Genomic DNA, 14458 nt, shown 5'->3' on the forward strand with positions numbered 1-14458 from the left:
CGAACGCAGCCTCGCAGGCTCGGCAGCTGCTACGGGGTTACGTCGGTTTGCGGGAGTAATTGCACGCCGAGGTACAACGCGAGCATGCCGTCCAATCTTAGTGGATCAACCCCGCTCAGCTCTGCAATCCGCTCCATGCGATAGCGCAGGCTGTTGCGATGGATGCCCAGTGCATCGGCACAGGCCTGGCTCTGGCCGTCGTGTTCGCACCAGCTGCGCAGGGTTGCCAGCAACTGGCCGTTGTTGTCCTTGGCAATGACCTTGCGCAGCGGATTGAGCAATTCGTCGAGGGCGTCGTCGTTGCGGTGACGCCAGAGCATCACCGGCAGCCGGTAGCGGTTGAGCGTCAGCAATCGGGAGTTCGGCAACACCTCGCGCCCGTAAGCGAGCAAGTCACCGACCCGGCGATAGCAGCGGCGTAAACCCGAAAGTCCATCGGCCTGCCCACCCACGGCAATGCGCAGGATGTTCCAGCCCAGGCCGTCGAGCTTGTCCAGCAATCGCTCGTTCTCCACCGACTGACTGGCCGGCCGGCACCAGAGCAACGAGGTCTTGGCCGAGCTCACGCACCAACTGTCGGGGTGACGGGACATCAACCAGGCGCTCAGTGCCTCGACGGTTTGCCCCGGGGCGTGCTCCAGGCCCAGTTCGAACAGGTACGGTACCCGGGTCATCCGTGGCTTGAGGCCCAACTGCTGCGCTTCATCGACCAGTCGCGGAGCATCCCCGGCTTCGCTGAGCAACAATGCCAGCAGATCATCGCAGCGCTGGCGCCGCCATTGTTGTTCGGCCTGCTGATTGCGCTGGCCCACCAGCATTTCGGCGGTCATGCGCACCAGTTCGGCGTAGGTGCGCAGTTGCTCGGGCTCGCCGGTGATGCCCAGTACGCCGATCAGGCGCTGGTCGAGCATCAGCGGCAGGTTGATGCCCGGCTGCACGCCCTTGAGATGAATCGCCGTCTGCGCATCGATCTCCACCACCCGGCCATTGGCCAGGACCAGTTGCGCGCCTTCATGGCGGGTGTTGACCCGCTCCGGCTCGCCACTGCCCAGGATCAAGCCCTGGCTGTCCATGACGTTGACGTTGTACGGCAGGATGGCCATCGCCCGGTCGACGATGTCCTGGGCCAGGTCGTGATCGAGTTCGAACATGCAAGTGATCCTTGAAGACGGTGATGGAACGGGTTGTTCACCCGCACAGGCCTTGGTTGCAAACCCTGTGCTCAGGCACAAAGACAGCCACCCTGAGGGTGGTCGAGACTCTGTGGGCGATCAACGTTACCCTTTGCATCGCAAAAAATCATAATAAAGAGAGAGCCGCCATGACACAGAGCGCCGTAGCGTCCGACGCCATCGCTGACGACAAAAACGCCGTCTACAAGCGCATTACCCTGCGTTTGATCCCCTTCATTTTCATCTGCTACCTGTTCAACTACCTCGACCGGGTAAACGTTGGATTTGCCAAACTGCAAATGCTCGACGCGCTGAAGTTCAGCGAAACCGTGTACGGCCTCGGCGCCGGCATCTTCTTTATCGGTTACGTGCTGTGCGGCGTACCAAGCAACCTGGCCCTGACCAGGTTCGGCCCACGGCGCTGGATTGCGCTGATGATGATCACCTGGGGCACCCTGTCGACCTGCTTGCTGTTCGTCACCACGCCGACCGAGTTCTATACCCTGCGCCTGTTCACCGGCGCGGCCGAAGCCGGGTTCTTCCCGGGCGTGGTGTTGTATCTCTCGCAGTGGTTCCCGACCTTCCGCCGTGGCCGCATCATGGCGCTGTTCATGTCGGCGATCCCGGTATCCGGCTTGCTCGGCAGTCCGTTTTCCGGCTGGATCCTCAACCACTTCGCCACGGGCCAGGGCGGCCTCGCCGGCTGGCAGTGGATGTTCCTGCTGCAAGGTATTCCCACCGTCATCCTCGGTGCGCTGGCTTACTTCCTGCTCAGCGACAGCTACGCCAATGCCAAGTGGCTGACCCCGTTCGAGCGCTCGGTGCTTGAAGCCGACCACGCCGAAGATCTGGCGAACAAGCCGAAAACCACCACCGACTCGCTGCTGGCGGTGTTCAAGAACCCGGCGATCTGGGCTTTCGGCCTGATCTATTTCTGCATCCAGAGTGGCGTGTACGCGATCAACTTCTGGCTGCCGTCGATCATCAAGAACCTGGGCTTCAGCGATAACCTGGTGATCGGCTGGCTCAGTGCGATTCCGTACCTGCTGGCTGCGGTGTTCATGCTGATGGTCGGCCGTTCGGCGGACCTGCGCCAGGAACGTCGCTGGCATTTGGTGGTGCCGATGTTGATGGGCGCGCTGGGGCTGCTGATCGCTGTGAACTTCGCCGCCAACCCGGCCATCGCGATTCTCGGCCTGACCATCGCCACCATGGGCGCCCTCACCGGCCTGCCGATGTTCTGGCCAGTGCCGACCGCCCTGCTCAGTGCCGGCGCCGCGGCCGGCGGCCTGGCGCTGATCAACTCCATGGGCCAGATGGCCGGCTTCCTCAGCCCGTATCTGGTGGGTTGGGTCAAGGACAGCACCGGCTCGACCGATGCGGCGCTGTACCTGCTGGCGGGCGTGATTGTCTGCGGCAGTTTGCTGGCGTTGCGCATGACCCGCGCGTTGCGCGCCTAAGCACCACTTCCCCCTGTGGGAGCGGCGGTGTTCGATATTTCAGATTGATCCCCGCGACAGTTCTGGTATCTGATTGAGCCCTTCCCACTGGTAAAAGGATTTGCTCATGAGCTACCGCACGCTGGGTCATTCGGGTCTGCAGGTGTCCACCCTGACCCTGGGCACCATGATGTTCGGCGAACAGACCGGCACCGAAGATTCCCTGCGAATCATCGACAAGGCTTGGGACCAGGGCATCAATTTCATCGACACCGCCGACGTTTACACCAACGGCCGTTCCGAGGAAATCGTCGGTGAGGCCATTGCCAGCCGCCGTCATGAATGGGTGCTGGCCACCAAGGTCGGCTTTGGCCCCGTGGACGGCGTCCCCAACCGCAGCGGCCTGAGCCGCAAGCATCTGTTCAACGGCATCGATGCCAGCCTGACGCGCCTGGGCACCGACTACCTCGACATCTATTACCTGCACCGCGAAGACCACAACACGCCGCTGGAGGTCACGATCTCGGCCATCGGCGACTTGATCCGCCAAGGCAAAGTCCGTTACTGGGGCCTGTCCAACTACCGTGGCTGGCGCATCGCGGAAGTCATTCGCGTGGCCGACAAGCTTGGCGTCGACCGGCCGGTGATCAGCCAGCCTCTGTACAACATCGTCAACCGTCAGGCTGAAACCGAGCAGATCACGGCGGCGCAAAACTACGGCCTTGGCGTGGTGCCCTACAGCCCGCTGGCGCGCGGTGTGCTCAGCGGCAAGTACGCGCCGGATATGAAGCCCGACGCCAACAGCCGGGCCGGACGCCAGGACAAACGCATCCTGGAAACCGAATGGCGCATCGAGTCCCTTCGCATCGCGCAGCAGATCCAGCAATACACCGGGCAGCGCGGTGTCGGCATCGTCGAGTTCGCGATTGCCTGGGTACTGAACAACAGCGCTGTTACCTCAGCCATTGTAGGGCCGCGTACCGAAGCGCAGTGGGACGCCTACACTAAGGCGCAGGCGGTGAAGATCACGGCCGAGGACGAGGCGTTCATCGATTCGCTGGTAACGCCGGGGCATGCGTCGACGCCGGGGTTCAATGATGTGAGCCATTTTGTGTCGGGGCGTAAACCGCGCAATAGCTGATCAGCCCTTTCCCATGTGGGAGCGAGCTTGCTCGCGATAGCAGATTCACATTCAACATCAATGTTGGCTGGTGTACCGCTATCGCGAGCAAGCTCGCTCCCACAGGTTCCGTGTTGATTGATCGGTCAATATTCGTCTGAAAAACCACGTATCCTCAGCGCCCGTTTCACTCTCACTCAAAATCACGCGAGGACAGCTTGTCTAAAGGTATCGCTCTATCGGTTACAGCCTCGGTGCTGTTTGCCGTCATGTATTACTACACATCGCTGCTCACCCCCTTGAGCGGCGTGGAAATCTTCGGTTGGCGCATGCTGCTGACCGTCCCGTGCATGACCGTGTTCATGGTGGTGTCCGGGGAATGGAAACGCGTGCTGGAAATTGTTCGGCGCGCCATGGCCAATCCGAAGCTGATGGGCGCGCTGATCGTCTCCTCTGCCCTGCTCGGCGTGCAATTGTGGCTGTTCATGTGGGCACCGCTGAACGGCTACAGCCTCGACGTGTCCCTCGGCTATTTCCTGCTGCCGCTGACCATGGTCTTGACCGGCCGCCTGGCCTACGGCGAACGCCTGTCCTGGCTGCAAAAAGTTGCCGTAGTGTTCGCCTGCCTGGGGGTGGTCAACGAGGTGTATCAGGTTGGTGGTTTTTCCTGGGCGACCTTGCTGGTCTGCATTGGTTATCCGACCTACTTCGTCCTGCGCAAACGGCTGGCGGCGGACAATCTCGGCGGCTTGTGGCTGGACATGGCGTTGACGCTGCCGGTGGCCTTCTGGTTCGTCCAGAGCGGCGCGCAAGGTTTCGGGGTATTTGAACAGCATCCATGGTTGTCGCTGTTGATCCCGATGCTCGGCGTGATCAGCGCGTCGGCGTTGGTGGTGTACATCATTGCCAGCCGCCTGCTGCCGTTCAGCCTGTTCGGCTTGTTGAGCTACGTCGAACCGGTGTTGCTGCTGGGGGTGGCGTTGTTGCTGGGTGAAAGCATCAAGGCCGGTGAATGGCTGACCTACATCCCGATCTGGATGGCGGTGCTGGTATTGATGTTTGAAGGGTTCAAGCATCTGGTGCGGCAACGCAGACCTTAACCACCGACACAAAACAATGTGGGAGCGAGCTTGCTCGCGATAGCGGTTGTACATTCAACATCAATGTTGACTGACACACCGTCATCGCGAGCAAGCTCGCTCCCACAGGTTTATCGGCGTAATGGTTTAGTCCGTGGACAACACGCCACGACGAACCTGGTCACGCTCGATGGATTCGAACAGCGCCTTGAAGTTGCCTTCGCCGAAACCGTCATCGCCCTTGCGCTGGATGAACTCGAAGAACACCGGCCCCATCAGGGTTTCCGAGAAGATCTGCAGCAGCAGACGCTTGTCGCCCGACTCGGACGAACCGTCCAGCAAAATGCCCCGCGCCTGCAGTTGGTCCACCGGCTCGCCGTGGTTCGGCAAACGGCCTTCGAGCATTTCGTAGTAAGTCTCCGGCGGCGCGGTCATGAAGCGCATGCCGATGCTTTTCAGGTGGTCCCAGGTCTTGATCAGGTCTTCGGACAGGAACGCAACGTGCTGGATGCCCTCGCCGTTGAACTGCATCAGGAACTCTTCGATCTGCCCGGCGCCCTTGGACGACTCTTCGTTCAACGGGATACGGATCATGCCATCGGGTGCGGTCATGGCCTTGGAGGTCAGGCCGGTGTATTCGCCCTTGATGTCGAAGTAGCGGATTTCGCGGAAATTGAACAGCTTCTCGTAGAAGTTGGCCCAGTAGGCCATGCGACCGCGATACACGTTGTGGGTCAGGTGATCGATGATCTTCAGGCCGGCACCGACTGGATGGCGGTCCACGCCTTCGATGAACACGAAGTCGATGTCATAGATCGAGCTGCCTTCGCCGAAACGGTCGATCAGGTACAGCGGCGCACCGCCAATGCCCTTGATCGCCGGCAGGTTCAGCTCCATTGGGCCGGTTTCGATGTGGATCGGCTGGGCGCCGAGTTCCAGGGCACGCTTGTAGGCTTTTTGCGAATCCTTGACGCGAAACGCCATGCCGCACACCGACGGACCGTGCTCGGCCGCGAAGTACGAGGCCACGCTGTGGGGTTCGTTGTTGAGAATCAGGTTGATCGCACCCTGGCGATACAGGTGCACATCCTTGGAACGGTGGGTCGCCACCTTGGTGAAGCCCATGATCTCGAAGATCGGCTCCAGGGTGTTCGGGGTCGGCGATGCGAGCTCGATGAATTCAAAGCCCATCAGGCCCATTGGGTTTTCGTATAAATCTGCCATGGTTGGCGCCTCATCATTTTTTTATCAATTAACAAAGGTTAGTTGTAAGCAATGCTGAGACCGGTGGGTGGCGCACAGGAGATGCCCCGCACACTGCGGGCGAGAAAGTCACCGTAGATCAGTTGAAACCCGAATATCTTCATTTTCGACCCAAGGCTCTTGCGGGCGAGGCTTCTGCTGCCAGAAGACGATTATTATTGTATGCGTAACCCGATTCTACACAGCGTAAATCAGTTTGTCCGCCTTCTGTATCAAATCCCCTTTTTCCATGCCCGCGCAAGGGGTTTGTTGCACAGGAAAATCCCCGCAAGGATCAGCCCGCCACCCAGGCACATGGCCAGCGTCAGCGGCTCATCCAGCAGCAGCGCGCCAAGGATCACCGCCGTCAACGGGTTCAAGGCAATGAACACCCCGGAACGGGTTGCGCCGATTTTGCGGATGCCGTCGTAGTAGCCAATGTACGCCAGCGCCGATCCCAGCACGCCGAGGTACAAAAGGCTCAACCATTGCTGCGCACCGAGTTGAGCGATTGTGCTGGTACTCACCTCACCGCGTACGATGCAGGCGATCCAGAGCATGACGGTGCCCAGCAGTATCGAATAAGTCACCGTTTGCACCGGTCCCAGGCTGTGGTTCAGCTCTTTGGAGAACAGCGAGTAGACACCCCAGCCGAGGACGCAGCCGAAAATCAGCAAGTCGCCGAGCCAGGCATCGACACCGCCGGCCAGTAATTGCGGGTCGCGACTGACGATCACCATGCTCGCTCCCGCCATGCAGATCGCAATACCAATGACTTTGGCCCGGTTCAAACGCTCCTTGAACAGCAGCCAGGAAGCGAGGCCGATCACCGCCGGATTCAGCGCGACAATCAAGGACGCCCGTGAAGCGCTGATGTAATGCAGGCCGTAAAAGAAGCACAGGTTGTAGAAAAAGATCCCGAAAAAGCCAAGCAAAAGCAATTGCAGCCATTGCCGGGTGCTGGGCCGGACCAGCGGTGTCCGCGCCATGCGTATAAACAGCAGTAACGCCACGCTGGCCAGCAGAAACCGCAGGCTGGCCGCCAGTAGCGGGCTGAGGCCGCCGGCCAGATAGCGTCCGGCAACGAAGGTGCCACCCCACACCATGGTGACCGCCGCCAGTTTCAGATACACCGGCAGATCCGAGGGTTTTGACAGGCTTTGCTCACAGATCGTCATGGATTCCAGGACCGGATGTTGGAGAGATGCCGTATCATTCGACTAATACCCAGTCATCGTAAAATGAGCAAACACTCATGACCCTCACTCAACTGGAGATTTTCTCCCTGGTGGCCGAACTCCACGGTTTCACGGCAGCGGCCAATCGCCTGGGTATTTCCCAATCGGCGGTGTCCCATGCATTGAAGTCCCTGGAACTGGAGTTGGGTGTCGAACTGTTGCGCCGACATCAATCCCGGGTCGAACTGAGCGACATTGGCCAGCAGTTGTTGCTGCGTGCCCGGGCGATGCTCGGCCTGGCCAACACCCTGCGCCAGGAAGCGGCCGATGCGCGGGGCATGAAACGCGGCACGCTGCGCATCGGCTCCTTCGGCCCGACCTCATCGATCAAATTGCTGCCGTTGATTCTGCAGCAGTTCCGCGCCGCCCATCCCGGCATCGAGGTGCATATCGATGAAGGCCCCGACCGCCAGGTACTCCAATGGCTGGAGGAACGGCGAATCGACATCGGCTTTGTGGTGTTGCCCCAGGAGCGTTTCGACACGATCTCGTTGACCGAAGACCAGATGGTCGCCCTGCTGCCCGCCGGCCACCCGCTGGAGGTTCACGACAGCCTGAGCCTGAGAGACCTGTGCGACTTCCCGTTCGTGCTGACCGAGGCCGGTTCTTCGGAGCTGGTTTCACGCCTGTTCATGGCGGCCCGACTGACGCCCAACATCCGTTATCGCTGCTCGCAGTTGATCAGCACCCTGGATGTCGTCGCTCGCGGCGACGGTGTGACGGTGGTTGCCGAAGGGTCATTGCCCAATCAAATTGACCGCCGCTGGGTGAAAAAACCGCTGTCGCCGGTGGTGTTGCGCCAAGTCGGCCTGGCGGTGCTCGATCGACGCCAGGCATCACCCGCGACGCTGGCCTTTATCAAGCTTGCCGAAAGCCTCGACTTGCATTGAGCGGCATAACCGCCAACGGCCAACTATCATGGCCCATACCCGAACTCTTCATGAGAGGCGTTTTGCCCCTCCATCAATTGAGAGCCTTACTTCTTCGTGACAGGACTCGCGAATGCCGCTGAAAGCCAAAACCCGCAGTCGCAGAAAAAGAATTGCGGTCACCCTGTTCAGTGGATTGCTCCCGGTACTGCTGGGGGCCGCCATTCTTTACATGCAAGCAGGCCGTGCGCTCAAACAAGACACCAGACAAACCGCCGAAGAAGCGATTCGCCAGTTCGACCTGATGCTCGACAACACCGCTCAGGCCGCCCATGAATTGCTGCCGCTGGCGGGCCAAAGTTGCGCTGACGTCAAACTGGCGCTGCGCGAGCAGGTCACTCGCCGCCCCTTCGTGCGATCAACCAATCTGGTGTGGGACAACAACCTCTATTGCAGCTCTCTGTTCGGTGACTACCAGGAGACGGTCAACCCCGGTGACTACACCCAAGGCGCCTTATGGCTCATGAACGGCAATCCGGTAACGCCCAACACCGCCTTGCTGGTGTATCGCCTGAGCGAAGGAAAGAAAGGCGCGCTGACAACCCTCGATGGTTATCACTTGAGCAATATCCTGCGCCTGATAGGCCGCAAGACCTTGCTGTTGCTGCAAGTTGGCCCGGACTGGTTGTCCGCCGACGGCAAGTTTCATACCGGCGCTGTGCCGGAGTTGCCCGTTGCGCAAAGTCGTTTGACTTCCGGGCACTATGCGTTTGCCGTGGAAGCGGGTTTCCCCAAAGGCGAAACCTGGCGATACATGAGCAGCGAATATCCGCCGTTGTTCAGCCTGCTGATTTTCTTCGGCGTGATTGCCGGGACAATTGGTCACTTCCTGCAAAAGCGCTCATCGTCCCCCACCCATGAAATGCAGCGGGCACTGGAAGCGAAAGAGTTCATTGCGTATTTTCAGCCCGTGGTACATGGCGACAGCAAAAGCTGGTCCGGCGCTGAAGTGCTGATGCGCTGGCAACATCCGAAGGAAGGCCTGGTGCGTCCGGATCTGTTCATTCCGTTTGCCGAGCACTCCGGGCTGATCGTACCGATGACCCGCTCGCTGATGCGACAAACCGCCGTCCTGCTCGCACCACATTCGGCCAGCTTCAACAAGCCGTTTCACATTGGCATCAACATCACCGCCAGCCATTGCCAGGACCTGGAACTGGTCAAGGATTGCCGCCAGTTTCTCGATGCGTTCGAGCCGGGCTCGATCCATCTGGTACTGGAACTGACCGAACGTGAACTGATCGAGCCCACGGCCATTACCCTGCAACTCTTCGAGCAACTTCGCGAACTGGGCGTGAAAATCGCCATCGACGACTTCGGCACGGGCCACTCAAGCCTTGGCTACCTTCGGCAGTTCAATGTCGATTTTCTGAAAATAGACCAGAGTTTTGTCGCCATGATCGGCGTCGACACACTCTCGAGCCACCTCCTCGACAGCATCATCGAACTGGCGGCCAAACTCGATCTTGCCTTGGTGGCCGAAGGTGTCGAAACCCGCGAGCAAAGTGATTACCTGAGCGCCCATCAGGTCAACTTCCTGCAAGGTTACCTGTTCGGCAAACCCATGCCCGGCGCAGAGTTCATTAGTGCATTAAGCAACCATTAACTCGCAAATTTAATCGCCAAAACAAACGATTAGCCGCACCAATTTGAATCAAAACACTACTGACGTTACATGAAGAAAAAGACAGGATTTACTCTTGGCCAATTAACTACTACAATTTTTGATGCCTGCGCTAAATCGGCAGGCGAGCCACTATCACCGAGTCGCTTCAAGGCTCTTGGCTTATAGCTTTGTTTGCGGTTGGTATCAGCCAAACACACTATTGGAGTAAAGATATTGTCCAGACTCGCTGAATTTCGTGCAGCCGAAAAGGCCCTTCAAGAACAGCTCAAGCAGTTGGAATCCCTGAAGAACGATGCCGGGCTCAAGAAAGAAATCGAATTCGAAGAAAAGCTCCAGGGCCTGATGAAAACCTATGGCAAGAGCCTGCGCGACATCATCGCCATTCTCGATCCTAACCCGGCAAAATCCGGCCTGTTGCAGGCAGCAGCGCCTAAAACCCGCCGCGCCCGTGTGGTCAAGGTTTATCAGAACCCGCACACCGGCGAGCTGATTGAAACCAAGGGCGGAAATCACCGCGGCCTGAAAGCCTGGAAAGAACAGTACGGTGCAGCCACCGTTGATTCCTGGTTGCGCGGCTAACTCTCGTGGCGAAAAAAGCCCTGCTCATGCAGGGCTTTTTCATGGGTCATCTAAAACCCGAAGGCGGACACCGCGCAAATACCGAACTGCCAGAAACTTTGTGCTTAATCCATTTGGATATCTAAAATTTTCTTCATGCATCGAAAAAGCACTGTCGCTTACTAAAGTTTCAAGCTGTTACGAGCTGCGTCTATTTCACCCTGGCTCGCCTTATAAGCCTCGGCCTGCCCAGCATAGGAAAGAACATAGGCCTTATCGGCATCCACCGCGGCCACCAATGTTTGAGAAAGCACATGCCTGCCGTTTTGCGTGATGGTGCAGGTTGTTTCCAGCGCGGCCAATCGACTCAAGGTCGTCGAATGAATGCGCGTGCAGACACTTTGATACCCGCCCTGATAGAAGTCTTTTTGAACCGACTTGCGCATCTCCAGCAATACGCCTTCGAGGTTTACCTGATGATCGCTTTGCACCGGACTCATGGTCAGTTCCATCACCATGAGCGGCGATCCATTCTGATCATTTTTCACCGCCCGCTGGCGACTGACGCCCGACGCCGATTCAGGCACTTCTTCGATCTGCCAGCCTTGCGGCCAGGTGACTACTGGCGCATCTGCACGAGCAACGCCAGCCAGCGAAAACACGCCTAGCAGGATGAACAGCAGGCCACGGAATCGAATCATTGCAATGGTCACTCAAGGATCAAGCCGTAAAGTCTGGGCCCAGGCCGGCTGTCAGGCAATAGCCGACTGTTTGGGTTTGGTGATGTCCGAACCCTTGCGTATCATTGTCGTCATTCGTTAGCCCACATATTTCCCGGAGGGCCCATGAGCCTGCACGAATTGAACACCTTCCCCGGCGTCACCGCCCAACCGGACGCCGCTACACAGAAATTTGTCTTCAACCACACCATGCTGCGGGTCAAGGACATCACCAGGTCCCTGGACTTCTACACACGCGTCCTGGGTTTTACCCTGGTGGAAAAACGCGATTTCCCGGAAGCCGAGTTCAGCCTGTATTTCCTGGCGCTGGTGGACAAGAACCAGATCCCGGCCGACGCCACCGCGCGCACCGAGTGGATGAAATCGATCCCCGGCATCCTGGAGCTGACCCACAACCACGGCACCGAGAACGATGCGGATTTCGCCTACCACAATGGCAACTCCGACCCGCGTGGTTTCGGCCACATCTGCATTTCGGTACCGGACATCGTCGCCGCCTGCGAGCGCTTTGAAGCACTGGGCTGCGACTTCCAGAAACGCCTGAGCGATGGTCGCATGAAGAGCCTGGCGTTCATCAAGGACCCGGACGCCTACTGGGTCGAGATCATTCAGCCGGCTCCGCTCTAAGCCACACCGCAAATCCCCTTGTGGGAGCGGGCTTGCTCGCGAAGGCGGTGTATCAGACGACATTTATGTTGACTGACACTCCGCCTTCGCGAGCAAGCCCGCTCCCACATTGGTAATGTGCAGGACACAAAAAACCCCATGATCACTCATGGGGTTTTGTGTTTTCAGTGCCAGGATTTATGCCGGAGCGGAGGTGCGGATCAAGTGATCGAAGGCACTCAGGGAAGCCTTGGCCCCCTCGCCCACTGCGATCACGATCTGCTTGTACGGCACGGTGGTCACGTCGCCAGCGGCAAACACACCCGGCACCGACGTTTCACCGCGAGCGTCGACGATGATCTCGCCACGGGGCGACAACTCGATGGTGCCCTTGAGCCAATCGGTGTTGGGCAACAGACCGATCTGCACAAAGATCCCTTCCAGTTCCACGCTGCGCAATTCGTCGCTCTGACGATCCTTGTAGCGCAGGCCGTTGACCTTCTGGCCGTCGCCGGTGACTTCAGTGGTTTGCGCACTGGTGATCACGGTGACGTTCGGCAGGCTGTGCAACTTGCGCTGCAATACCGCATCGGCTCGCAACTGCACATCGAACTCCAGTAGCGTGACATGGGACACGATACCGGCCAGGTCAATGGCCGCTTCGACGCCGGAGTTGCCGCCGCCAATCACCGCCACGCGCTTGCCCTTGAACAGCGGGCCGTCGCAGTGCGGGCAGTACGCTACGCCCTTGTTACGGTATTGCTGCTCGCCCGGCACGTTCATTTCACGCCACCGCGCACCGGTTGCCAGAATCACGGTCTTGGCCCTGAGCTTCGCGCCGCTGACGAAGTGGACTTCGTGCAACTCACCTGCTTTTCCAGTGATCAATTTGTCTGCGCGTTGCAGGTTCATGATGTCCACGTCGTACTGCTTGACGTGCTCTTCCAGTGCCACGGCCAGTTTCGGCCCTTCGGTTTCCTGCACCGAGATAAAGTTCTCGATGGCCATGGTGTCCAGCACCTGCCCACCAAAACGTTCAGCCGCGACACCGGTGCGAATACCTTTACGGGCCGCATAGATGGCCGCCGAAGCACCGGCCGGACCACCGCCGACCACCAGCACATCAAAGGCATCCTTGGCGCTGATTTTCTCGGCCTGGCGTTCGATGCCGCCGGTGTCGATCCTGGCGAGGATTTCTTCCAGGCCCATGCGACCCTGGCCGAAGTTCACACCGTTGAGGTAGATGCTTGGGACCGCCATGATCTGGCGCTCATCGACCTCAGCCTGGAACAGCGCGCCGTCGATGGCGACGTGGCGAATGTTCGGGTTCAGTACCGCCATCAGGTTCAGCGCCTGGACCACGTCCGGGCAGTTCTGGCAGGACAGCGAGAAGTAAGTCTCGAAGGTGAACTCGCCTTTGAGCGAGCGGATCTGTTCGATCACTTCAGCACTGGCTTTCGACGGGTGACCGCCAACTTGCAGCAAGGCCAGCACCAAGGACGTGAATTCGTGGCCCATCGGGATGCCGGCGAATCGCAGGCTGATATCGGCTCCCGGGCGATTGATCGAGAACGACGGTTTGCGCGCATCATCGCCGTTGTCGAGCAAGGTAATCAGGTTGGAAAGACTGGCAACGTCTTTCAACAGTTCGAGCATTTCCCGGGATTTCGCACCGTCGTCGAGGGAAGCAACGATCTCGATCGGCTGGGTGACCCGTTCCAGGTACGATTTCAACTGGGCTTTAAGATTGGTGTCCAACATACGGGCGATTTCCTTGAATTCTTGAGACAAAAAAACGCCCGAGCGAATCTCGCCCGGGCGTTTTTATTGGGCGGTGCAGCTTGCTTAGAAGGTGCGCAAGTGCGCCCTGATGAAGCGCGTCACAGACTTAGATCTTGCCGACTAGGTCCAGGGACGGTGCCAGAGTAGCCTCGCCTTCTTTCCACTTGGCCGGGCAAACCTGGCCTGGGTGAGCAGCGACGTACTGGGCAGCCTTGATCTTGCGCAGCAGCTCGGAAGCGTCACGGCCTACACCGCCGTCGTTGAGTTCAACGATCTTGATCTGGCCTTCAGGGTTGATCACGAAGGTGCCACGGTCAGCTAGGCCTGCTTCTTCGATCAGCACGTCGAAGTTACGGGAGATGGCGTGGGTCGGGTCGCCGATCATGGTGTACTGGATCTTGCCGATGGCTGGCGAAGTGTTGTGCCAGGCAGCGTGGGCGAAATGGGTGTCGGTGGAAACGCTGTAGATCTCGACGCCCAGCTTCTGGAATGCGTCGTAGTTGTCGGCCAGGTCTTCCAGCTCGGTCGGGCAAACGAAGGTGAAGTCGGCCGGGTAGAAGAACACCACAGACCACTTGCCTTTCAGATCAGCGTCCGAGACTTTTACGAAGTCGCCATTTTTGAATGCGTCAGCTTTGAACGGTTTAACTTGGCTGTTGATGATAGGCATCGTTGACTCTCCGTCAGGGGTTAAGAAGTTGATGGAGAGAACTTTACCCACTCGACGAACGGAAGGCTCATTGGCAAACCTGATGCTGCTGATTGGCTTTCGCTATTAGCCAGCGGTATTAATAGAAGAAAACGATATCCAGGATTTTGTGTAGCAGCTGGCGGAGCCTGCGTTCGGCCGCGCAGCGATCGTGAAATCAGAACTCGCGGTGTATCAGGCAGGCCATGCAAGCCGGGATGACGACCGCTGCGCGGCC

General features: G+C 58.7%; 14 protein-coding genes. 7 read left to right on the forward strand and 7 right to left on the reverse strand.

Annotated features, from left to right (window positions below; translation table 11 throughout):
• Positions 1-29: 29 nt before the first annotated feature.
• On the reverse strand, positions 30-1151 hold the full coding sequence (locus tag PMI34_RS09260; RefSeq protein ID WP_008051738.1) for a sugar diacid recognition domain-containing protein: 1122 nt from the start codon (positions 1149-1151) through the stop codon (positions 30-32).
• A gap of 170 nt (positions 1152-1321) precedes the next feature.
• Between PMI34_RS09260 and PMI34_RS09255 the strand changes: the two genes are divergently transcribed.
• The 3 genes from PMI34_RS09255 (at position 1322) to rarD (ending at position 4831) form a co-directional block, all read left to right on the forward strand.
• Positions 1322-2632 (forward strand): MFS transporter, encoded by a 1311-nt coding sequence (locus PMI34_RS09255; RefSeq protein WP_008051740.1) that lies wholly within the window; start codon positions 1322-1324, stop codon positions 2630-2632.
• A 106-nt stretch (positions 2633-2738) separates the two neighbouring features.
• Positions 2739-3752 carry an aldo/keto reductase gene (locus tag PMI34_RS09250; protein ID WP_008051742.1) on the forward strand — a complete coding sequence of 338 codons (1014 nt, stop codon included), beginning with the start codon at positions 2739-2741 and terminating at the stop codon, positions 3750-3752.
• Positions 3753-3949: 197 nt separating this feature from the next.
• On the forward strand, positions 3950-4831 hold the full coding sequence (gene rarD, locus PMI34_RS09245; protein WP_008051743.1) for an EamA family transporter RarD: 882 nt from the start codon (positions 3950-3952) through the stop codon (positions 4829-4831).
• A gap of 126 nt (positions 4832-4957) precedes the next feature.
• Here the strand turns inward: rarD and hppD are convergent, their stop codons facing one another.
• Together hppD and PMI34_RS09235 are read right to left on the reverse strand one after the other, a co-directional pair.
• The gene (gene hppD / locus PMI34_RS09240) at positions 4958-6034 is read right to left on the reverse strand and encodes a 4-hydroxyphenylpyruvate dioxygenase (RefSeq protein WP_008051744.1); all 1077 of its coding nucleotides are present in this window, start codon (positions 6032-6034) and stop codon (positions 4958-4960) included.
• A 251-nt stretch (positions 6035-6285) separates the two neighbouring features.
• Positions 6286-7230 (reverse strand): DMT family transporter, encoded by a 945-nt coding sequence (locus PMI34_RS09235; protein ID WP_008051745.1) that lies wholly within the window; start codon positions 7228-7230, stop codon positions 6286-6288.
• 77 nt (positions 7231-7307) lie between these two features.
• Between PMI34_RS09235 and PMI34_RS09230 the strand changes: the two genes are divergently transcribed.
• From PMI34_RS09230 to PMI34_RS09220, 3 genes are all read left to right on the forward strand, one after another.
• Positions 7308-8180 (forward strand): LysR family transcriptional regulator, encoded by an 873-nt coding sequence (locus PMI34_RS09230; RefSeq protein WP_008051758.1) that lies wholly within the window; start codon positions 7308-7310, stop codon positions 8178-8180.
• Between the two features lie 112 nt (positions 8181-8292).
• A complete protein-coding gene (locus tag PMI34_RS09225) occupies positions 8293-9825 on the forward strand; it encodes an EAL domain-containing protein (protein WP_008051759.1) in 1533 nt (510 codons plus the stop codon).
• A gap of 234 nt (positions 9826-10059) precedes the next feature.
• The gene (locus PMI34_RS09220) at positions 10060-10425 is read left to right on the forward strand and encodes a histone-like nucleoid-structuring protein, MvaT/MvaU family (RefSeq protein ID WP_008051761.1); all 366 of its coding nucleotides are present in this window, start codon (positions 10060-10062) and stop codon (positions 10423-10425) included.
• A 161-nt stretch (positions 10426-10586) separates the two neighbouring features.
• On the opposite strand, the gene PMI34_RS09215 is transcribed toward PMI34_RS09220, so the two are convergent.
• Positions 10587-11105, reverse strand: coding sequence for a DUF4946 domain-containing protein (locus tag PMI34_RS09215; RefSeq protein WP_008051764.1), 519 nt, complete (start codon positions 11103-11105; stop codon positions 10587-10589).
• A gap of 144 nt (positions 11106-11249) precedes the next feature.
• Here PMI34_RS09215 and gloA point away from each other — a divergent pair, with 144 nt between their 5' ends.
• On the forward strand, positions 11250-11771 hold the full coding sequence (gloA, locus tag PMI34_RS09210; protein ID WP_008051766.1) for a lactoylglutathione lyase: 522 nt from the start codon (positions 11250-11252) through the stop codon (positions 11769-11771).
• A 177-nt stretch (positions 11772-11948) separates the two neighbouring features.
• Here the strand turns inward: gloA and ahpF are convergent, their stop codons facing one another.
• The 3 genes from ahpF to PMI34_RS29365 form a co-directional block, all read right to left on the reverse strand.
• A complete protein-coding gene (gene ahpF, locus PMI34_RS09205) occupies positions 11949-13511 on the reverse strand; it encodes an alkyl hydroperoxide reductase subunit F (RefSeq protein WP_008051775.1) in 1563 nt (520 codons plus the stop codon).
• A gap of 127 nt (positions 13512-13638) precedes the next feature.
• Positions 13639-14202 carry an alkyl hydroperoxide reductase subunit C gene (ahpC, locus tag PMI34_RS09200; protein WP_007975937.1) on the reverse strand — a complete coding sequence of 188 codons (564 nt, stop codon included), beginning with the start codon at positions 14200-14202 and terminating at the stop codon, positions 13639-13641.
• A 20-nt stretch (positions 14203-14222) separates the two neighbouring features.
• Positions 14223-14458: hypothetical protein (locus tag PMI34_RS29365; RefSeq protein ID WP_238538790.1), on the reverse strand; the 236-nt coding region annotated here is incomplete at its 5' end.

The organism is Pseudomonas sp. GM74, assembly GCF_000282455.1.
Classification (GTDB): domain Bacteria; phylum Pseudomonadota; class Gammaproteobacteria; order Pseudomonadales; family Pseudomonadaceae; genus Aquipseudomonas.

Excerpts from the sequence above, each read along its gene's own strand:
- ahpC (WP_007975937.1), bottom strand. The coding sequence starts at position 14,202 with ATGCCTATCATCAACAGCCAAGTTAAACCGTTCAAAGCTGACGCATTC.
- PMI34_RS09260 (WP_008051738.1), bottom strand. The coding sequence starts at position 1,151 with ATGTTCGAACTCGATCACGACCTGGCCCAGGACATCGTCGACCGGGCG.
- ahpF (WP_008051775.1), bottom strand. The coding sequence starts at position 13,511 with ATGTTGGACACCAATCTTAAAGCCCAGTTGAAATCGTACCTGGAACGG.
- PMI34_RS09225 (WP_008051759.1), top strand. The coding sequence starts at position 8,293 with ATGCCGCTGAAAGCCAAAACCCGCAGTCGCAGAAAAAGAATTGCGGTC.
- gloA (WP_008051766.1), top strand. The coding sequence starts at position 11,250 with ATGAGCCTGCACGAATTGAACACCTTCCCCGGCGTCACCGCCCAACCG.
- PMI34_RS09255 (WP_008051740.1), top strand. The coding sequence starts at position 1,322 with ATGACACAGAGCGCCGTAGCGTCCGACGCCATCGCTGACGACAAAAAC.
- PMI34_RS09235 (WP_008051745.1), bottom strand. The coding sequence starts at position 7,230 with ATGACGATCTGTGAGCAAAGCCTGTCAAAACCCTCGGATCTGCCGGTG.
- PMI34_RS09250 (WP_008051742.1), top strand. The coding sequence starts at position 2,739 with ATGAGCTACCGCACGCTGGGTCATTCGGGTCTGCAGGTGTCCACCCTG.
- hppD (WP_008051744.1), bottom strand. The coding sequence starts at position 6,034 with ATGGCAGATTTATACGAAAACCCAATGGGCCTGATGGGCTTTGAATTC.
- PMI34_RS09215 (WP_008051764.1), bottom strand. The coding sequence starts at position 11,105 with ATGATTCGATTCCGTGGCCTGCTGTTCATCCTGCTAGGCGTGTTTTCG.
- PMI34_RS09230 (WP_008051758.1), top strand. The coding sequence starts at position 7,308 with ATGACCCTCACTCAACTGGAGATTTTCTCCCTGGTGGCCGAACTCCAC.